The 19,472-nt window shown below is 71.4% G+C and carries 15 protein-coding genes and 1 tRNA gene; 2 read left to right on the forward strand and 14 right to left on the reverse strand.

Annotated elements, in window-relative coordinates:
* Positions 1-45: 45 nt before the first annotated feature.
* The 5 genes from G443_RS13260 to G443_RS13280 all read right to left on the reverse strand — a co-directional run bounded on the left by G443_RS13260 (position 46) and on the right by G443_RS13280 (position 5,206).
* Positions 46-119, reverse strand: a tRNA-Leu gene (locus G443_RS13260).
* A 170-nt stretch (positions 120-289) separates the two neighbouring features.
* Entirely contained in the window at positions 290-1,438 is a 1,149-nt protein-coding gene (locus tag G443_RS13265; RefSeq protein WP_035291297.1) for a SagB/ThcOx family dehydrogenase, read from the reverse strand.
* Positions 1,419-2,579 (reverse strand): ATP-grasp domain-containing protein, encoded by a 1,161-nt coding sequence (locus G443_RS13270; protein ID WP_245588673.1) that lies wholly within the window; start codon positions 2,577-2,579, stop codon positions 1,419-1,421. The genes G443_RS13265 and G443_RS13270 overlap by 20 nt, the downstream gene beginning before the upstream one ends.
* A 370-nt stretch (positions 2,580-2,949) precedes the next feature.
* Positions 2,950-4,275 carry an NAD(P)/FAD-dependent oxidoreductase gene (locus G443_RS13275; RefSeq protein ID WP_026417377.1) on the reverse strand — a complete coding sequence of 442 codons (1,326 nt, stop codon included), beginning with the start codon at positions 4,273-4,275 and terminating at the stop codon, positions 2,950-2,952.
* Positions 4,276-4,459: 184 nt separating this feature from the next.
* Positions 4,460-5,206 (reverse strand): uracil-DNA glycosylase, encoded by a 747-nt coding sequence (locus G443_RS13280; protein WP_026417378.1) that lies wholly within the window; start codon positions 5,204-5,206, stop codon positions 4,460-4,462.
* Between the two features lie 145 nt (positions 5,207-5,351).
* Between G443_RS13280 and G443_RS13285 the strand changes: the two genes are divergently transcribed.
* Complete coding sequence (locus G443_RS13285) at positions 5,352-6,857, forward strand: S10 family peptidase (protein WP_026417379.1); 1,506 nt, start codon at positions 5,352-5,354, stop codon at positions 6,855-6,857.
* A gap of 620 nt (positions 6,858-7,477) precedes the next feature.
* Positions 7,478-8,680 carry a methyltransferase domain-containing protein gene (locus tag G443_RS13290; protein WP_051313321.1) on the forward strand — a complete coding sequence of 401 codons (1,203 nt, stop codon included), beginning with the start codon at positions 7,478-7,480 and terminating at the stop codon, positions 8,678-8,680.
* A gap of 230 nt (positions 8,681-8,910) precedes the next feature.
* On the opposite strand, the gene G443_RS13295 is transcribed toward G443_RS13290, so the two are convergent.
* The 9 genes from G443_RS13295 to G443_RS13335 form a co-directional block, all read right to left on the reverse strand.
* Positions 8,911-9,957 (reverse strand): ABC transporter ATP-binding protein, encoded by a 1,047-nt coding sequence (locus G443_RS13295; RefSeq protein WP_026417381.1) that lies wholly within the window; start codon positions 9,955-9,957, stop codon positions 8,911-8,913.
* Positions 9,950-10,924, reverse strand: a complete 975-nt coding sequence (locus G443_RS13300; RefSeq protein WP_035273441.1) for an ABC transporter ATP-binding protein — start codon at positions 10,922-10,924, stop codon at positions 9,950-9,952. Before G443_RS13300 ends, G443_RS13295 begins: the two co-directional genes overlap by 8 nt.
* 106 nt (positions 10,925-11,030) lie before the next feature.
* The gene (locus tag G443_RS13305; RefSeq protein WP_026417383.1) at positions 11,031-12,011 is read right to left on the reverse strand and encodes an ABC transporter permease; all 981 of its coding nucleotides are present in this window, start codon (positions 12,009-12,011) and stop codon (positions 11,031-11,033) included.
* Positions 12,004-12,930, reverse strand: a complete 927-nt coding sequence (locus G443_RS13310; protein ID WP_016700513.1) for an ABC transporter permease — start codon at positions 12,928-12,930, stop codon at positions 12,004-12,006. Before G443_RS13310 ends, G443_RS13305 begins: the two co-directional genes overlap by 8 nt.
* Positions 12,931-13,152: 222 nt before the next feature.
* The gene (locus G443_RS13315) at positions 13,153-14,766 is read right to left on the reverse strand and encodes a peptide ABC transporter substrate-binding protein (protein ID WP_026417384.1); all 1,614 of its coding nucleotides are present in this window, start codon (positions 14,764-14,766) and stop codon (positions 13,153-13,155) included.
* A gap of 284 nt (positions 14,767-15,050) precedes the next feature.
* A complete protein-coding gene (locus G443_RS13320) occupies positions 15,051-16,007 on the reverse strand; it encodes a Ppx/GppA phosphatase family protein (RefSeq protein WP_026417385.1) in 957 nt (318 codons plus the stop codon).
* Positions 16,008-16,091: 84 nt separating this feature from the next.
* The gene (locus G443_RS13325) at positions 16,092-17,741 is read right to left on the reverse strand and encodes a lytic murein transglycosylase (RefSeq protein ID WP_051313323.1); all 1,650 of its coding nucleotides are present in this window, start codon (positions 17,739-17,741) and stop codon (positions 16,092-16,094) included.
* A gap of 670 nt (positions 17,742-18,411) precedes the next feature.
* On the reverse strand, positions 18,412-18,936 hold the full coding sequence (locus G443_RS13330; protein WP_211237454.1) for a DUF501 domain-containing protein: 525 nt from the start codon (positions 18,934-18,936) through the stop codon (positions 18,412-18,414).
* Positions 18,929-19,471 (reverse strand): FtsB family cell division protein, encoded by a 543-nt coding sequence (locus tag G443_RS13335; RefSeq protein ID WP_026417387.1) that lies wholly within the window; start codon positions 19,469-19,471, stop codon positions 18,929-18,931. Before G443_RS13335 ends, G443_RS13330 begins: the two co-directional genes overlap by 8 nt.
* Position 19,472 lies beyond the last annotated feature (1 nt).

A 19,472-nucleotide genomic window follows, 5' to 3' on the forward strand; every position in this document is an offset into this window, starting at 1 on the left:
ACGCGGACCACCGGGGCCGCCGACTCGCGGTCTGGATCAGGGTTGTGCCCCCGGTCGGACTCGAACCGACACTGGGACCCTTTTAAGGGGCCTGCCTCTGCCTATTGGGCTACGGGGGCAGCGCGCAGCCTAGAACCTGGACGGCTCGCGTGGGGGCCACTTCGACGGAAGTCGCCCGCCCGGACCAACCACCCGGTCTGGTTCTGCGCGTCGTACGGAACTCCACCGGATCTTGCCATCCGGGCCGCTCCACGGGGAGTGGGACAACACCTCTCATTCTCACCTGTGCTCATGATCTCAAATCGGCGGCGGCGTCGTCGCCCGGCCAGCCCAGGGCGGTGAGCCCCAGCACGATCTCCCGGTCCCGGTCGAGGCCGAGCACGGACTCGAAGGACTCGTCGCGCAGCGCGGCGGTGAACGCGACGCCCAGGCTCATCGCCGTCGCCACCAGGTAGGCGGTCTGCGAGAGATGGCCCATGTCCATCTGCACCATCCGATATGCCCGCGCGGTGTCGTACTTCCACCAGGTCCGCTCGAGCGTCGCGACATGGCAGAGCTGGACCGCCGCCTCCCCCACCCATTCCTGGCCGCCACTGGCCTCGGCCACCTCCCCCGCCGACCACGGTGGCCCGAGGGGTTCGAGCACGTGATCCGCGGCGTCGTAGTGGTACCACCCCGGTTCGAGCCCGGCCACGCTCCGGACGTGCGGGTACACCTCGATCGGATGACGAGCCCCGGCGGAGGGCGAGGACTTGAAGAGGTTGCCGTCCTGGTCCGGACCCGGCCGGCCCGGGGCCGGACCGGCGAGCACGGCGAGCAGGTCGCCCAACCGCGCGGCGTCGACCGGCCGGGGGCGGAACCGCCGGGTCGTGCGCCGTGCCAGCAGCACGTCCCGCAGGGGCCGCTCACCCCAGCGCGCGCCGGACGCGTCCGCCAGCGTGGCGGCGGGCCGATCGCCGGTCCACTGGGCGCTGATCGGCGGGAGGGGGACCCCGGCCGCCCTCCCGTCCCGCCGGCGGAGGAGCGGGGACGGCGGGGGGTCGGTGACCGCCCTCTCCGCGAGTGCGCGGTCCTGTTCGTCGGCGTCGGCGTAGGGCGTGTCCCGGAGGGTGCGGGTCGCGTAGTGGAACTGGCGCGCCGAGGGTCCTCCGTCGCGCCAGGCGGCGAGCAACCGCTGCTCCGCGCGGTGCTCCGGAGTGCCCTCGGCGACCAGGAGCCCCGCGTCGAGGAGGGCTGTGAGCACCGGCCACACGGCAGCCCGTTCCTCGGTGTCCAGTTCGGCGAGCACCTCGTCGGTGTCGGCGAAGGACCGGAACTCCCAGCAGAGCCGAGCGAGGGGGGCGGTCAGCTCGAACTGCCGGTGGCGCAGGTAGTCGTCGAGCACGACCCGGCCCTCCGCGAGGTGCGCGCTCGTGTGCTCAGCGACCTTCAGACGCACCGCGCAGCTCCTGGAACCTCGACGCGACCCACTCGTGGGTGGCCCTCGACACCCTGGTGTCCTCGGCCCGGTACTCGAACCACCGCCAGTCGCAGTTGACGTTGACCTCCAGGAACACCGGTTCGCCTTCCACCACGAGCAGGTCGAACGCCGCGATGTCGAGCCGCCAGTGCCGGACCAGCGCGAGCAGGGTCGCGGCGAGCGGCCGGGGGGTCTCGACGGCCTCGACGGTGACGGCGTCCGGGTCCTGCCACAGCTGGGCGGGGTCCAACTTGCGCACGCGGTAGGCGATCAGCTCGCCTCCGACGACGAAGACCCGGAGTTCCTCCTCCGCGTCGAGGTGCTGTTGCACGATGACAGGAGCCGGTTCCACGACGTCACGGGACCGGCTGGGGTCGAGCGGACGCGGGAACAACCCGTGGAGCGCCCCGGGCCTGGGTTCGAGCAGGTGGCGACCGGCGGTCTTGACCAGGCAGCGGCCGCCGCCGGGGCGGTTGCGGGCTGGGCGGGTGGTCACGGCGGTGCGCGGGACCCGGAGCCCGAAGGAGGCGGCGTCGTCCAGCTGGCTGAGCCGGTCGAGGTTGCGGGTGTGCCGGGGGCTGTTGACGTGGCACCAGTCGCGCCGGACGGACAGCCAGTCGCTCACGGCGGTCCACTGTTCGATGGCGTAGGCACCGCGCAGCGAGCGCCCGTCGGCGGGGACGGCGGCGATGTCGAAGTGGCGGCGCCAGACCAGCAGGGGGCGCAGGAGCCGGTTGCCGAGTTCGACGAGCGGCGCGTCCGGGTAGACGGTGAGCGGTAGGTCGAGGCAGCGGTCGGCGTCGATGCGGACGAGCCGGATGTCCCGCTCCGCCAGGGCCAGGGAGAGCTCGTTCATCTCCATGTCGGCGGCGCGGGCGAGCACGAGGACGCAGGGTTGCGGGTCGACGGTGGAGTCGCCGGAGCCCTCGTCGACGAGCTCGGCCGCGTACATGCGCTCCTGGAAGTCGAGGCAGGTGCTCGGGGCGCGGAAGAAGTAGTCCTGGCCCTGGAGCAACAGCGGAGCCGTCAGCACCTCGCCCAGGGCGCTCGAGGGGGGTGGGGGAACGGGATCGGCCTGACCGGGCGGAGGCGCTACCGCGTCCCCGCCGGCGGAGATCACGTCAGTCGTCCTTCTTCCGGAAGATCTTCTGCTCCCTGGCGTACTCCGCCGCGTACTCGGCGAGCGCCCCGTCCTCCGCTTGACCCGAACGGAGCAGCGCTGCCAGCTCTTTCAGCGACATGGAGGATCACCTCTTTCCGACGCGCGAAACCACACCTTGGAGTGGATCACCGGGCAGTAGTTTCGGGTTCGGCTTACTCACTGTCAAGTTGAGCCGGAAACATTATCGCTCGACTGGACCATCTGAGCGAGAGTTGAATGAAAAACTACTACATGAAGTGGCGAAGGGGTCCGGGCGAACGGAGCAGCGCGCTCAACCGAACGGCGCACCCGGGCGGGAACCACGCTGTTTCCGCCTCGGTGGCACAACTCACTTGGCGGTGGCCCTGGCGAACTCGGCCTTGGGGTCCTGGATCTGCCCCATCGAGATGACCTCGCGGCGCAGCAGCAGGGCGAGCGTCCAGTCGATGACGATGCGGACCTTGCGGTTGAAGGTGGGCATCCGGCTCATGTGGTACGTGCGGTGCATGAACCACGCGGGGAAGCCCTTCAGCTTGATCCCGTACACGTCGGCGACACCCTTGTAGAGACCCAGGCCGGCGACCGAACCCACGTGGGCGTGCTTGTACTGGCGGGTCGGCCTGCCCCGCAGCGAGGCGATCAGGTTGTCCGCGAGCTGACGGGCCTGCCGGACCGCGTGCTGGGCGGACGGGCTGCACGTCGCGTTGGGGTCCGTCTCGGCCTTGGACAGGTCGGGAACGGCCGAGCAGTCCCCCGCCGACCACACGTCGGAGGTCCCCTCGACCTGGAGGGCGGCGGTGCAGCGCACCCGGCCCCGCTCGTCGAGGGGCAGGTCGGTGTCCCGGAGCATCGGGTTGGCCTTCACCCCCGCCGTCCAGACGATGGTGTCCGCGTCGAACTCGGTGCCGTCGGAGAGGACGACGCGACCGTCGACCATGCTCTCCACCCGGGTCTCGAGGTAGCAGCGGATCCCGCGCTCCTCCAGCCGGCGCACCGTGTACACACCCATCTTCGGGCTGACCTCGGGCATGACCCTGTTCGCGGCCTCGACGAGGACCCACTGGACCTCGGACTGCTTGATCGAGGGGTAGTAGCGGACGGCGTAGCGCGCCATGTCCTCCAGCTCGGCGAGCGCCTCGATCCCCGCGAAGCCGCCGCCGATCACCACGAAGGTCAGCAGCTTCCTGCGCACCTCCGGGTCCTGCGTCGAGGCGGCCTGGTCCAGCCGGGACAGCACGTGGTTGCGGAGGTAGATGGCCTCACCGACCGTCCGGAAGGCGATCCCCTGTTCCGGGAGCCCGGGGATCGGGAGCGTCCTGGCCACCGAACCGGGCGAGACGACCAGCTGGTCGTACTCGATCTCCTCGACCACACCGTCCTGGTTCTCGACGGTCACCGCGTTGCGGGCGTGCTCGATCCGCGTGACCCGCCCGGTCACCACGTGGCACCGGCGCAGCGTGCGCCGGAGCGGGACCACCACATGCCGGGGCTCGATCGACCCGGCCGCCGCTTCGGGGAGAAACGGCTGGTAGGTCATGTGGGGCTGCGGGTCGATGACCGTGACAGAGGCCTCCCGCCCGCGCAACTTTGACTGTAGGCGCAGGGCCGTATACATTCCGACGTATCCACCGCCGACGATCACAATGCGCGTCGGTCCGGACTTCACACCAGCCATGCCTCCATGGTTGCACCGGCGACGTCACCCGAACCGTTCAGTGGTGGCTCATTGTGACCCGGCTCGCTCTCCACTCCCTGCGCAAACACCATCCGTATCGGGGAACCGGACAAATCGCCGCCCTGGAAGGGCTACCACGAACGGGCTAACCGGCCCTCGTCCCCCTGGCTCAGCGTGAGGCAGTTCATTCCGCGATGTCGGCCACCCGCGCCGCCGCGCGGAGCCGGTCCTCCACCATCCCGGGGCTGAGGCGGCCGGTCGAGGTGTTGCGTTGGCTCACGTGGTAGCAGCCCAGCAGGTGCAGTGGACCGCCCTCCGACGCGGAGGGCAGCACCACGTGGGCGTCGTGCGCGAAGGCGGGGCGGGGCCGGGGGACGCGCCAGCCCGCGGCGGCGAGCACCGGCAGCACCGCCTGCCAGCCGAACCCGCCCAGCACCAGCACCGCCCGCAGGGTGGGTGCCAGCAGTTCGAACTCCCGGGCCAGCCAGGGGCGGCAGGTGTCCCGCTCACCGGGTGTCGGCCTGTTGTCCGGGGGCGCGCAGTGCACGGGTGAGGTCACTCGCGTGGACCTCAATGTCAGGCCGTCCCCGGGCCGGACCGAGTCCGGCCGGGACGCCAACCCAGCGCGGTACATCGCCGCGTACAGCACCTCGCCGGACCGGTCCCCCGTGAACATGCGGCCCGTGCGGTTCCCGCCGTGCGCGGCCGGCGCCAGGCCGACGACGGCCAGCGCCGCGTCCCTCGGCCCGAACCCGGGCACCGGCCGCCCCCAGTACTCCTCGTCGCGGAAAGCTGCCCGCTTCACCCGCGCGACCTCCTCCCGCCACGCCACCAGCCGGGGGCAGGCCCGACAGGTGGGCAGGACCTCGTCCAGCTCGTCGATCCCCGTCAGCGTGGGCGCGACGGCGGCGGGCCAGGGTGTCTCCTCCATACCTCCACCCTGCCCACCGGAGCCGTTCGTCATGTCCGGAGCCACCAGGGTGAGCACCCCCGATGTCCGGGCACCGCGTCCCGGCGGCAGCACGTGACCGGAAGGTTCTCGCGCTCGTGAGCGTCCGCTCCGTAGGCTGCGGCGCATGGCGAACACCGAGGGCGCGAGCGCGCCGAGCGAGCGGGAGGACCACGCCGCCGACGCGACGGCCACCCGCACGGCGGAGACCCCGACCGACGACCTGGTCACCACCCAGCACAGCCTGACCGTGGGTGAACGGACCCTCCCCTACACAGCGACGACCGGTCGCGTCGTCTTACGGGAGGAGGTGCACACCGACGGGGTGTTCGACGGGCACCGCCCGAAGGCGGAGATCTTCGTGACCAGCTACACGCTGGACGGCGCCGACCCGGGCACGAGGCCGGTGACCTTCGCCTTCAACGGTGGCCCCGGCTCGTCCAGCGTCTGGTTGCACCTCGGGGTGCTCGGCCCCCGCCGCGTGGTGATGGGCGACGCCGGCGACCTGCTCCCCCCTCCCTACGGACTGGCCGACAACCACGAGACCCTCCTCGCGCACAGCGACCTGGTGTTCATCGACCCGGTCTCCACGGGCTACTCACGGGCGGCCGAAGGCGAGAAACCCGATCAGTTCCACGGTTTCCGGGGCGACCTGGACTCCATCGGCGAGGTCATCCGGCTGTGGACCAGCCGCAACGGTCGGTGGATGTCACCGAAGTTCCTCGCTGGCGAGTCCTACGGAACCCTCCGGGCCGCCGGTCTGGCCAACCACCTCCAGTCCCGCTACGGGATGTACCTGAACGGCCTGCTGCTGATCTCCAGCGTGCTGGACATGGGAACCATCCGCTTCACCAAGGGCAACGACCTGCCCTACTCGCTGTTCCTGCCCACCTACGCGGCGATCGCGCACTACCACGGCCTGCACGGCGACCGGCCGCTGCGCGAGGTGCTGGACGAGGCCGAGGCCTACGCGGCCAGGGACTACCCGTGGGCGCTGGCCAGGGGAGCCCGGCTCACCAGCGAGGAACGCGCCGACGCGGTGGCCACCCTCGCGCGGCTCACCGGGCTGTCGGAGAAGTACGTCGACCAGGTGGACCTGCGGATCGAGCACATCCGCTTCTTCACCGAGCTGCTGCGCGAGCGCGGCGAGGTCGTGGGGCGGCTGGACGGGCGGTTCCGGGGCTGGGAGGCCGACGGCGCGTTCGAGCGCTTCACCGCCGACCCGAGCATGAACGCGATCACCGGCCCCTACAGCGCCGCGCTCAACCACTACCTGCGCTCCGAGCTGGGTTACCACAACGACCTGCCCTACGAGGTCCTGTCCCGTCGGGTGCAGCCGTGGTCCTACGCCGAGTTCGAGGGCTCGCACGTCCAGTCCACGGACGACCTGGCGACGGCGATGCGCGCCAACCCGCACCTGCGGGTGCACGTCGCCTGCGGCTACCACGACGGCGCGACGCCGCACTTCGCCGCCGAGCACGTGTTCGCGCACCTGCCGATCCCCGCCGCGCTCCAGGACAACGTCGAGTTCCGCTACTACGAGGCGGGGCACATGATGTACGTCCACGAGGAGTCCCGGGTCCAGCAGTCCGCCGACCTCGCCGAGTTCATCGAGAACACCCTGAACGGCTAGGACGTCCCCGACGGACAGCACACCGCGCGCCCGCCCCGCTCGCCCTCCCGGGAGGGGCGGGCGCGTCCTCGTCGGGCACCCGGGTGGGAGGCGCGCGAGACGCCAGCACCCGAGCGAGAGCGAGGTGGGCGCGGTTCGGGACCGGGTGCGCCCCCTGACCTCCCGTCGATCGAGGCCCTCCCCGGTTGAGCGGCGGGAGCCCTCCTCGTGGCGGCGCCGGCGACCATCCGCCCTGGCCGCACACCGAGGGTGGCCGCTTCCCCAGCAGGCGGGGCTGGTGCTTGAGCCGTGGACGGCCACCCGGACCACGGCGAACACCGTCCGAAATGTCGTGATCACGCGTGGTAAGAATCCGAGATGGACGTGATGCCCACCCTCGTGGCGACCCCCTGGCCGCCCGGTCGTTCCCCGCGGGCGCGCACCCGACGCCCGGCGAACCCCGGCCCAGTGGACAGCCCCTCGTGCCGCGCGGTCGAGCGAGCCTCCGTCCGGTGCTTCCGCGAGCCGCGCGTGACCAGGTCAACCGGCGCTCCGACCCGGCAGCTCACCACCTCCGAGGAGAGGAAAGCCGCGTTCCCCCTGTCGCGGGCGCTCGCCGACGAACTCCTCGGAGTGAACCCATGACCCCGACCACGCACCACAGCGCCCCGCTGCGTCGACAGCTGACCGACAAGCTCAGCGCCGACGGATTCCTGCGCGGCTCCCGGTGGGAAGAAGCATTCCTGGCCGTGCCACGCGAGGCCTTCGTCAGCCGGTTCGTCCTGCACGACCCGTCCGGCGAGCGGGCTGAACACGACCTGGCCACGGACGGCGCCGCTCTGGAGGCCATCTACACGAACGCCTCGTTGATCACCCGCCACGATGCCGGTGGCACACCCACCAGTTCCTCCACGTCCCCGTCGCTGATGGCGCTCATGCTCGAACGCCTCGACGCCCACCCTGGACATCGCGTGCTGGAGATCGGCACCGGCTCCGGGTACTCCTCGGCGCTGCTGTCCCACGCGGTTGGCCCGTCGGGTCATGTCGTCACTCTCGACATCGACGACGCGCTCATCGCCCGGGCGCACGACCTGCACCGGCGCGCGGGCACCACCAACGTCGACCCGCGCGTCGGCGACGGGTACCAGGGGTGGGCCGCCGGTGGCCCCTACGACCGGATCATCGCCTGGGCCACCCCGCACGTCCTGCCGCGACCGTGGATGGAGCAGGTGACACCGGGTGCGGTCGTCGTCACCTCCGTCAAGGTCGCCGAGGTCGCCCTGGCCAACGCCGTACTGCGCTGCCACGTCACGGGAGGACAACCGTGGCTGCTCAGCCCGCACCCAGGCAGCATGATCGAGATGCACGCGAGGGTCCTCACCGAGTTCCGGCTCCCGATCCGCTACGTGGACGCGGCACGACACACACCCCAGGGACCGTGCTGGATCAGCGGGGCCGCGCTGCACGCCCATCCCTCCGCTGCCGCCGAACTCCTGCGCGACCTCACCCCCACGATGACCCCGCTGCCGTCGGCCCCGGAGAACCGCGACGGCTTCAAGGCATGGGTGTTGGCCACCCACCCCGACCAGGCCGCCACCGCTGGCGACCCCGAAGGGTGGGGGATCGGCCTCGCCGGCCACGACAGCGCGGCAGTGGTACGGCCGGACGGCACGATCCACCACGCCGGGTCAGATCGCCTGCTCCACCAGCTCAGGCGATCGGTGCGGGCCTGGAACGACGCCGGCCAACCCGGTTTCGAGGCCCTTACCGCCCACGCCCACCCCACAGCCGAGGGCTGGGCGGTACGCGTGTCCCGGCGGCAGCAGGGGCTCACCGGTCCGTGAACCGTGGGACTGGCAGCACGTGCTGTGGCTGGACCGCCCGGAGCGACCGATCGCCGAGCTCCCCTGACCACCCGCGACCACCTCGCACCACCCCGAAACCGACGGTAGGGCCAGCGCCCCCGACCACCGGCATGACGCGGGGCGGCGTCCCGCGCGGAACGCCGCCCCGTCACCGGCTCATCCGGCCGCCGGGTTGGCGGACCACCCGGCCCACCAACCCCCACCCGTCTTCAGGCCACGACCTTCGGCTTCTCCTCCGGGAAGTGGCACGCACTCGGGTGCGACGCGCCCTCGTCACCACCCGGCCAGGTGGCGCCCTCCACCGGGGACGTCCCCGGGTCCACCAGCGGCGGCGTCTCGGTGGCGCACAGGTCCCGCGCCTTCCAACACCGGGTGCGGAACCGGCACCCGGAGGGCGGGGACACCGGGCTGGGCACGTCCCCGGTCAACCGGATGATCTCCCGCTGGCCGCGCAGCGACGGGTCCGGCACCGGCACCGAGGACAGCAACGCCTGGGTGTACGGGTGGGTGGGGTGCTCGTAAATCTGCTCCTCGGTCCCCATCTCCACCATGCGGCCCAGGTACATGACGCCCACCCGGTCGGAGAGGTGCCGCACCACGGACAGGTCGTGCGCGATGAACACGTACGACAGGGAGAACTCGCGGCGCAGCTCCGCGAGCAGGTTCATCACCTGCGCCTGGATCGACACGTCCAGCGCCGACACCGGTTCGTCGCAGATGATCACCTTCGGCCGCAGCGCCAGCGCCCTGGCGATGCCGATCCGCTGCCGCTGACCGCCCGAGAACTGGTGCGGGTAGCGGTTGACGTGCTCGGGGCTGAGCCCGACCACGTCGAGCAGTTCCCGCACCTTCGCCTTGCGGTCACCCTTCGGGGCCACCTCGGGGTGGATCTCGAAGGGCTCGCCGATGATGTCCCCGACCGTCATCCTCGGGTTGAGCGAGGTGTACGGGTCCTGGAGGACGATCTGGATGTCCCGGCGCAGCCGTCGCAGCGCCGACCCGTTCAGCGAGAAGATGTCCTGGCCCTCGAACAGCGCCGTACCCGAGGTCGCCGGTTCCAGGCGCATCAGCACCTGGGCCAGGGTGGACTTGCCGCACCCCGACTCACCGACCACGCCCAACGTCTCGCCCTTGTTGAGGTCGAACGAGACGCCGTCGACGGCCTTGACCTGTCCGATGGTGCGCCGGAACAGCACCCCGCGCTTGACGGGGAAGTGCTTGACCAGGTCGCGCACCTGGAGGATCGGCTCACTCATCGCGCATCAACTCATCACTACGGTGGCAGGCGCTGACGCGCCCCTCGGCGATCGGCAGCAGCTCGGGGTCCTTCTCCCGGCAGAGGTCGATCGCCATCGGGCACCGGGGGTGGAACGGGCAGCCCTTCGGGATGGCGGTCAGGCTCGGCGGGAGGCCCTTGATCGTGTTCAGTTCCTGACCGCGCTGGTCCAGCCTCGGCATGGAGTCCATCAGCGCGCGGGTGTACGGGTGGCCGGGTTGGCGGTAGATCGAGTGGACGTCCGCCTCCTCGACGATCCGCCCCGCGTACATGACGGCGATCCGGTCCGCGACCTCGGCGACCACGCCGAGGTCGTGGGTGATGAGGACCATCCCCATGTTCCGCTCGCGCTGGATCTCCGCGAGCAGGTCCATGATCTGCGCCTGCACGGTGACGTCCAGCGCGGTGGTCGGCTCGTCCGCGATCAGCACCTCGGGATCCAGGGCGAGCGACATCGCGATCATCGCCCGTTGCCGCATCCCGCCGGAGAACTCGTGCGGGAACTGCCGCACCCGGCCCTTGGCGTTGGGGATGCGCACCAGGTCGAGCAGTTCGATCGCCCGCTTCCTGGCGTCCCTCCTGCTCATGCCGCGGCGCTGCCGGAGCTGCTCCTCGATCTGGAACCCGACGGTGAACACCGGGTTCAGCGCGGAGAGCGCGTCCTGGAAGATCATGGCGATGCCCTCGCCTCGGACCTCCCGCCGCCGGCTGGCGGTGGCGGTGAGCAGGTCCTCGCCCCGGAACCGGATCTCTCCGGCCGTGATCGCGGCTGGCGGCATCTCCAGGATGCCCATCACGGTGTTGGCGGTGACGCTCTTGCCGGAGCCGGACTCGCCCAGCACCGCCAGCGTCTCACCGGCGTCGACGTGGTAGCGGACCCCGTTGAGGACCCTGGCCACGCCTTCCCGCGTGCGGAACTCCACGTGCAGGCCGGAGACCGCCAGCAGCGGTTCCGCACCCTGCTGGACGACGGCCGGCGCCGCCGGGTCCTGAAGCGGAGACTCGTTCGGCGGTTCCGCCGGATGTCCCTCCGTTGACACGTTCGGCACCTCCTTATCGCATCTTCGGGTCGAGGGCGTCGCGCACCGCGTCGCCGAGCATGACGAAGGCCAGCACGGTGACGGCCAGCGCGCCCGCCGGGAACAGCAGCATGTGGGGGGCGATCCTGAGCAGTTCCTTCGCGTCACTGATCATCACGCCCCAGGACACCACCGGCGTCCGCAGGCCGACGCCCAGGAAGGACAGCGTCGCCTCCAGGGCGATGTAGGTGCCCAGGGCGATGCTGCCGTAGACCAGCACCGGGGCCAGGGTGTTCGGCAGCAGGTGCCGGAAGATGATCCTGGTCGGGCTCGCCCCCAGTGCCCGAGCCGCCTTCACGTAGTCCTGCTGCTTCGCGGTGAGCGCGGCGGACCGCATGATCCGCATCGTCACCGGCCAGGACAGCACGACGATCGAGAAGATGACCTGGAAGATGATCCGGACCGGCCCGTAGGGCGTGCCGGGAGGGTTGAACGTCGACAGGATGACGATCGCGCCGAGCACGAAGGGCAGCCCGAAGAAGACGTCCGCGAACCGGGACAGGATCGCGTCAAGCCAGCCGCCGTAGAAGCCGGCGAACAGGCCGACGAGGCTGCCGAGCAGCACGGTGCCCAGGGTGGCGAGCACCCCGACCACCAGCGAGGCCCGAACCCCGTGGATCACCCGGGCGTAGATGTCCCTGCCCTGCTGGTCGTAACCGAACCACGCGTCGGCGGAGGGCGTCTGCCTGGCGAGGGAGAGATCGGCCTTGGTCGGGTCCACCGAGGTGAACAGACCGGGGAAGAGCGCCATCACCGTGAGGAACAGGATGATGACCGCCGAGATGATGAAGATCGGCCTGCGGCGCAGGCTCACCCACGCGTCGCCCCACAGGCTCCGCTGCTTGCCGTCGTCGGCTCCGCCGCCTGGCCGGGCGCCGTGCCCCTCGGCGGTGATCTCCTCCTGTGCGCGGGTCTCCATCTTGCCCGCGCTGGCCGCGGCCGTCGGGTCAGTCATAGCGAATCCTCGGGTCAAGTACCGCGTAGAGCAGGTCCACGAGCAGGTTCATCACCAGGTAGACGATCACCAGCAGCACGACGACCCCGGTGACCGTGGTGCCCTCCTGCCGGGCGATCGAGCGGAAGACCAGGCCTCCGATGCCGTTGATGTTGAAGATGCCCTCGGTGACGATGGCGCCGCCCATGAGGGCGCCGAGGTCGGTGCCGAGGAAGGTGACCACCGGGATGGCCGAGTTGCGGAGCAGGTGCACTCCCACCACCCGGTGCTGCGGCTGCCCCTTGGCGACGGCGGTGCGCACGAAGTCGGCGCGCTTGTTCTCGGCGATGCTGGTCCTGGTGAGCCGCGCCACGTAGGCCATCGACACGCTGGCCAGCACGAATCCAGGTGCCAGGAGCTCCCCCCAACTCGCGTTCCCCGACACCGTCGGCGCGATCCAGCCGAGCTGGAGCCCGAACACGGTCTGCACCAGGTAACCGGTGACGAAGGTGGGGATGGCGATCAGGAACAGGGTGGAGACGAGGACGAGGTTGTCCATGAAGCCCCGACCGCGCAGGCCGGTGAGGATGCCGGCGATGACACCGATCAGCGCCTCGAAGAGGAGGGCGATCAGCGCGAGCCGGATGGTGACCGGGTAGGCGTTGCTGATCAGCGTGCCCACCGAGGTGCCGGAGAAGGTCTCCCCGAAGTCCCCCTGGAGCAGGTTGAGCAGGTACTTGCCGTACTGGATGAACAGCGGGTCATCCATGTTGAACTTCTCACGCATGACTGCCACGAACGACTCGGGGCAGGGGCGTTCGCCGCACTTGCCGGCGAAGGGGTCTCCGGGCAGCGCCCAGACCAGCAGGTAGATCAGGAACGTCGTGCCGATGAAGACCGGTATCAGCTGTAGCAGTCGTCTGGCCACATAGCGGCCCATGGGTCCTCCTGAACCCCGTTCCGTTCGTGGTGGGTGGGGCCCGGACGGCGGAAGGGCCGGGACCGTGCCATCTGGGCCACGGTACCCGGCCTGTTCACCTGTCCGAGCCCGTCCGTCCGGTGACGGTGGCGGGCGAGGTCGGTGCGGGGGGTGTGTTCGATCCCTCACGCCGACGGGCCGAACCGCACGTGCGATCCGACCCGTCGGTGCCGGTCAGTCGGCTCAGGCGAGGGACAGCGAGAGCACGTCCAGCGTACGGAGCGGGTTCAGGTGCACGTTCTCGACACGGGTCGAGTGGCCGGCCTGGCCCTTGTCGTCGAAGACCGGGATGGAGGGCATGTCCTCGTTGATCATCCGCTCGGCCTCCATGTACAGCTCGGTGGCCTCCTCGACCGACGAGGCCTGGTCGGCCTCGTCGAGCTTGGCGTCGACCTCCGGGTTGCTGTAGTCACCGTCGTTCGAGGAGGCACCCGTGCGCAGCAGCGGGGTCAGGAAGTTCTCGATCGACGGGTAGTCGGCCTTCCAGCCGGTCCGGTACATGGTGGTGAACTCGCGCGCGTTGGCGATCTCGCGCTGCACGTTGAAGGTCTGCACCGGCTCCGGGTTGCAGCCGATCTCCAGCGTGTTCGCGATGCTGTTGCAGGCGGCCTCGACCCACTGCTGGTGGTCACCGTCGGAGTTGTAGGTGATGCCCACGTCGCCGGTGTAGCCGGACTCGGCGAGCAGCTGCTTGGCCCGCTCGGGGTCGTAGTCGCAGTACTCGCACTGGCCCTCGGGGTCGTCGAGCAGGACGGCGGGCACGCGGCTCTGCGCGGGCAGGCGGTTGCCGAAGAAGATCTGCTCCGCCATCTCCTCGCGGTTGATCGCCAGGGAGAGCGCGCGGCGGAGGTTGACGTCCTCGTAGACCTCGTCGTAGAGCGGGAAGCTCAGGGTGTAGCTCAGGAGCAGGTCGACCTCCAGCGTGCGGCCTTCGAGGTCGGTCTGCCAGGCGTCGCCGGCCAGCGCCGACACCGGGATCTGGTCGAGCACGTCGAGGTCGTTGGAGACGACGGCGGTGTAGGCGGCGTCGAGGCTCTGGTAGACCTTGTAGGTCAGGTTCTCGATCTGCGGCTGCTGCTCACCCGCGTAGTCCTCGAACCGGGCCAGCTTGATCTCCTGGTCGGGGATGCGGGAGACGAACTGGAACGGGCCGTTGCCGATCGGCTCGGCCTCCCAGGCCTCCTGGTCCTCGAAGAACGCCTCGGGCAGCGGCGCGTAGGCGCTGTAGCCGAGGGTCTCGGGGAAGATCGCGAAAGGGGCCGAGAGCGTCACCTGGAAGGTGGTCTCGTCGATGACCTCGAGCCCGGACATGGTCTCGGAGGCGGGCTCCGCGCCCTCGTCCTCGGGGTGGACGTCCTCGTAGCCCTCGATCTTCTCGAAGAAGCTGGCGTTCAGCGCGCCGTTGGGGGCGTAGGCCACCCAGTTCCAGGCGTCGACGAAGCTCTGGGCGGTGACGTCGGTGCCGTCGTGGAACTTCCAGTCGTCCTTGATCGTGATCGTGAAGACCCGACCGTCCTCGTCCGCCTCGATGGACTCGGCGACCTCGTTGACCGACGAGGCGTCCTCGTTGTCGTACCGCACGAGCATGCTGAAGATGGTGTCGACCACACGGCCGCCGCCAGTCTCGTTGGTGCCGCCCGGGATCAGCGGGTTCTCCGGCTCCGTGGTGAACACGGTCACCTCGGAGTTCGGGTCGGCGGCACTGTCACCACCGTTGTCGCCTCCACCACACGCCGTCAACAGCAGCGCGGCCGCCGTTGGGAGTGCGACGAAGGCGGTCCTTCGCCCTGCTCGCATGGAACGTCCTCCAGCTCGTGCCACGGCGGTCGCCGTGGCAGGTGGGGTCGGCCAGGTGCGGCCGACCCGTTTGACGGGTTTCGATGTAGCGACCGTAGTCACTATCCGCAGCCAAGCAAGAGGTCACGGATTACGAAGTCGCCACAGGATCACCCGAAAATCAGATCGCATTGAAACACCCAGAGCAACCGTAGGCACGAAGCGTTACAGAAGGCTGAGCGCATATCCGCCGGACAGCGGACAGGTTAAGCCCCCGATAGGGGCAACCTGACGGTGGGTACCCGTCAGCCGGCCACGGACAGGGCGATGCCGTCGAGAATGTCGTGCTCGCTGACCACCAGCTCGTCGATACCGGCGGTGGCCCGGACCCGGTCGGCGAGTTCGGCGACGACGACCGCTCCCCCGGTGATGACGTCCACCCTGCCGGGGTGGATCACCTTCTCCTCCGCCCGTCGCGCGTGGGGCGAGGTGACCAGCCAGTCGGTGACCGAGGCGATGCGCTCGTGGCTCAGCCGGGACAGGTGGATGGCGGCCGGGTCGTACGCCGCCAGCCCCTGGGCCAGCCCGGACAGTGTGGTCACCGTTCCGGCGACCCCCACCCAGGTGGTGGCCTCGGCCACCGGCACCTCGGAGAAGGCCGTGGCGGTGATGTCGCGGACCACGGCGCGCGCGGCTGCGACCTGCTCGGCGGTGGGCGGGTCGTCCCGCAGGCAGCGCTCGGTGAGCCGGACGCACCCGACGTCGACCGAGCGGGCGGCTCGGACCCGCGCCCGGACGCCATCCCAGTCGCCCAGCACGAACTCCGTGGACCCCCCGCCCACGTCCACCACGAGGAAGGGGCCGTCCGAGGGGTCGAGGTCGGCGACCGCTCCGGCGAAGGACAACCGGGCCTCCTCGTCACCGCTGATGACCTCGGCCTCGGTTCCCAGCGTGCCGCGAACCATCGAGAAGAAGTCCTCCCGGTTGCGCGCGTCCCTGGTCGCCGAGGTGGCGACCATCCGCACGCGGTCGACGGAGGACCTCTCGATGATGTCGACGTACTCGGCGAGCGCGACCCGGGTCCGCTCGACCGCCTCCGGCGCGAGTTGGCCGGTGGCGTCCACCCCCTGCCCCAGGCGGACGATCCGCATCTCCCGGCGCACGTCGGTCAGGGTCGTTCCCCCGCTCTCCCGCGCGCTCACGTCGGCGATCAGCAGGCGGATGGAGTTGGTACCGCAGTCGATCGCGGCCGTTCTGGGCATACCTGGCTCCTCAGCAGCGGGGACGGAGGTCCAGTCTGCAACGGCGGTGGTCCATCGGTGTCAGGGGTCGCGGCACCGGCGTGGTCACGGACTCGGCCACTCGCCGTTCCCGGTCCGACGGCGCGGGAGGGACACGACGGCGGGGCGGCTGAGCACGGCGGCCGGGGCGGCGAGTCCCCCCTGCGCCGGGGTCCCGCCGTCCTCCCCGTCGGCCCCGGGCCGACGCTCGTCCTCGGCGGTCGCGCCCTCGACGGCGTCCTCGTCGCGGTCCCCGTCCTCCGGATCCTCGATCGGGACGCAACCGTCGTCGTCCCCGGGGGGCTCGCTGCCCTCGGGCGGTTGGCTCCCGCCCGGTACGGAGGGGGTGCCGGTCGGCGCAGGGGTCGCCGTGGTGCTGGGGGCCGGGGTGGGGCTGGTGCTCTCGTCCGCGTCGTCCTCCGGCGGGCGCGTGCTGCCCGGCGGGCACTGCTCCGGCGGTTCCGAGGACTCCGGCGGTTCCGAGGACTCGGGTGGTACGGAGGACTCCGGTGGTTCCGAGGACTCCGGCGGCGTCGTCGGAGGCGAAGTGGTCGGAGGCGGAGTGGTCGGGGGTGTCGTCGTCGGAGGCGGAGTGGTGGTCGGCGGAGCCGTCGTCGGCGGCCTGCTCGGCTCGCTGGACGGCGGCGCGGGATCGGTCGGAGGCGGGTTCGTGGGCCGTCCGCCTCCGTCACCGGGCGGGGTGCCCGGCCGCTGGCCGCCTCCCGGTTCGCCGGGCGTGCCCGGACCGCCGGGGGGACTGGCCGGCGGTGCCACCGGGTCGCGGTTGCGGTCCGGGTCCGCCGGCACGTCCTCGCCCGGCAGCGGGGTGACCCCGTTCCGGTAGGCGTTGGCCCAGTGGAGGACATCCCGGACGTAGGCGTCGGAGCGGTTGTAGCGGAACACCGCCGCCGCGAGCTGGTCCGGCACCCGGAGGTCCAGGCCGCCCGAGCAGAGGTACCGGCCGGCGGCGAGGGCCGCGTCGTAGACGTTGTGCGGGCTGGCCACCCCGTCCCCGTTGCCGTCGGCCGCGTAGGCGGCCCAGGTGGTCGGGATGAACTGCATCGGCCCGACGGCGCGGTCCCAGACGGTGTCCCCGTCGAGCAGGCCACCATCGGTGTCCGGGATCGCGGCGATCCCCGGTCCGCCGTTGAGCTGCGGGCCGAGGATCGGGCTGAGGGTGGTGCCCCCCGAGTCGACGTTGCCGCCCCGGGCGTGGCCTGACTCGATCCGCCCGACGCCCGCCAGCAGCGACCAGTGCAGTCCGCAGCCGGGTTGGGTCTCGCCGAGGCCGCGCTCCGCCCTCCGGTACGCGTCGAGCACGATCGCCGGGATGCCGAGCGGGCCGTCGGGCAGGTCGTTGAAGGGGTCTCCCGGCGAACCGGGGACGCCGCCCCGGTTCCGCAGCTCCTCGAGCAGCTCCGGGCTGACCTGGTCACCGGCGGGCAGTCGGCCGCCGGCCCCGTACAACTCGCCGTCCTGGGGGTCGCGCAGCAGGTCCAGCACGCCGCCCGGGCCCGGCAGGGCGATGTCCGCCGACTCCTGCGCCAGGGCTGGCGCGACGTTGAGCGTCGCCGTGCCCAGCGCCGCGGAGGGCATCAACAGCGCCGCGAAGGCGGTGACGACGACGGGGAGCTTCGGGCGTCCGTTCGGACCGAACAGCCACCTCGGCCGCGAACCAGTCGCCCCCTCAGGAGCCCGTCCACTCAGGTCGGTCACCGGTGCCCCTCCTCCGCCAACTCCACCTGCCGGAGCCAGTCTGCCTCAGCTCACAGCAGTAGTGAACCGGCTTCCTCGTGGTCCTCGTGTGAGACGGGAGCCAGGACCACTCGTGTGGGCCGGCCCCACAAGGGTGGTCCCCGCACGTCGGCCACCCCGGTGGCCCGAGGCCCGGCACCGCCCCTGACCAGCGGCGGGCACGGGCTCCGCGTGGTCCCCCGAACCGGTGATCGCCGCCCGGGCGGCGGTGGACCCGGCCATCCCGGAGCCGGGGCCGGCGCGAACCAGTCAGCCAGCCTTCACCTGTCCGCAACCGGACCGTCGCCAGGACCGTGCCCTGCGGACGCACGGGCACCCGGCCCAGGAGGGCCACCGGCCACACCGCCGGTCGCGGGAAGCCACCTGGAGGTCAGCCGCCCCGTTGGACGGGCAGGTGGGCGGCGCGGACGAGCACCGGGGGCGGGCGGTGGCCCGGGGACGGCGGCGACCAGCGGACGGCCGAGGGACCGGAGTGCCGCGCCAGCCGGACCTGGGTGCGGCCGGCCCCGGCGGAGGTGGCCCGTCACGTCGTCAGCCGACGACGCGGATGGCGGTCCCGCGGACGGCTTCGCGGCACCCGGCCGGCCGGGAGCGGCCCGGGGAACTCAGGACGCGTCGCGGGTGGCGCCGGTCAGGCGGCGCACTCGCCGGTCGGCCACTCGGCCGCGAGCAGGCCCAGGGCCTCGTCCCCGAAGGGGTTCACCCCGGGGCCCTTCGCCAACGCGTGGGCGACGTGCACGTGCAGGCACTTCACCCGCCCCGGCATCCCGCCGGCCGTGACCTGGATGCCGAGGGACTCGATCGCGTCCCGTTCCGCCAGGTAGGACTCGTGCGCCCGCAGGTAGTGCGCGGCCAGCTCCTCGTCGTGGGAGAGCCGTTCCGTCATCTCCCGCATCAGGCCGGACGCCTCCAGCCGGCCGATCGAGGAGGACAACCGGGGGCAGGTCAGGTAGTACAACGTGGGGAAGGGAGTGCCGTCCTCCAGCCGGGGGCTCGTCCGCACCACGGCGGGGTGGCCGCTCGGGCACCGCGCGACCACCGCCCGCAGCCCTCGTGGTGTCCGACCGAGCTGTTCGGCCACCGCCGCCCGGTCCTCGTCGGTGGCCGGCACCGGCTCGGTCACCCTGGGCTGCTCGGCCCTGCTCATCTCAGCCATCTCCCGTGATCGAGTTCCAGAGCCTGCTGTACCAGGCCTGGTCCTGGTCGTCCTCCTCGTCCTCCTGCTCACTCGGCTCCTGGCCGGGCGGCAGCTGGACGATGTACGGCGTCTCGCCGGGGCGGACGTAACCCAACCGGCGGCGGGCCTCGGCCTCCACCTGCTGGTCGTCCGCCAACTCGTCCAGTCTGGCAGCCAGCTCGTCCCGCTCGGTCCGCAGCTCCTCCAGGCGCCGCTCCGCCTCGGCGACGTCGGAGCGCTGGGACAGGTAGGTGCGCAGCGGCACCGCGACGCTCAACGCCAGGGCGCACACCACCATCGCCAACACCGCCGCCCGCCGGGTGGAGGACAGCCCGAACGCCCCGCCCGTCCGCGGTCCGCCCCGGGTGCGGCGCGCGCGGACCCCGACCCGGCGCAGCGAGCTGACCAGGGTGATCTTCCCGCTGCTCCGCTGGGTCCGCCGCGAGCGCTCGCTGGGCCGGGCCGGCGAGGACGTGCCCCGCCGACCCGGCCGCTCCCGCTCACGTCGGGCCACC

The sequence above is a fragment of the Actinoalloteichus caeruleus DSM 43889 genome (genome assembly GCF_000429185.2).
Lineage (GTDB): Bacteria > Actinomycetota > Actinomycetes > Mycobacteriales > Pseudonocardiaceae > Actinoalloteichus_B > Actinoalloteichus_B caeruleus.

What these genes read in the sequence shown, in the direction of transcription:
- G443_RS13275 (WP_026417377.1), bottom strand. Translation starts at nt 4,275, where the DNA reads ATGGCTGGTGTGAAGTCCGGACCGACGCGCATTGTGATCGTCGGCGGT.
- G443_RS13280 (WP_026417378.1), bottom strand. Translation starts at nt 5,206, where the DNA reads ATGGAGGAGACACCCTGGCCCGCCGCCGTCGCGCCCACGCTGACGGGG.
- G443_RS13285 (WP_026417379.1), top strand. Translation starts at nt 5,352, where the DNA reads ATGGCGAACACCGAGGGCGCGAGCGCGCCGAGCGAGCGGGAGGACCAC.
- G443_RS13290 (WP_051313321.1), top strand. Translation starts at nt 7,478, where the DNA reads ATGACCCCGACCACGCACCACAGCGCCCCGCTGCGTCGACAGCTGACC.
- G443_RS13295 (WP_026417381.1), bottom strand. Translation starts at nt 9,957, where the DNA reads ATGAGTGAGCCGATCCTCCAGGTGCGCGACCTGGTCAAGCACTTCCCC.
- G443_RS13305 (WP_026417383.1), bottom strand. Translation starts at nt 12,011, where the DNA reads ATGACTGACCCGACGGCCGCGGCCAGCGCGGGCAAGATGGAGACCCGC.
- G443_RS13310 (WP_016700513.1), bottom strand. Translation starts at nt 12,930, where the DNA reads ATGGGCCGCTATGTGGCCAGACGACTGCTACAGCTGATACCGGTCTTC.
- G443_RS13315 (WP_026417384.1), bottom strand. Translation starts at nt 14,766, where the DNA reads ATGCGAGCAGGGCGAAGGACCGCCTTCGTCGCACTCCCAACGGCGGCC.
- G443_RS13320 (WP_026417385.1), bottom strand. Translation starts at nt 16,007, where the DNA reads ATGCCCAGAACGGCCGCGATCGACTGCGGTACCAACTCCATCCGCCTG.
- G443_RS13330 (WP_211237454.1), bottom strand. Translation starts at nt 18,936, where the DNA reads ATGGCTGAGATGAGCAGGGCCGAGCAGCCCAGGGTGACCGAGCCGGTG.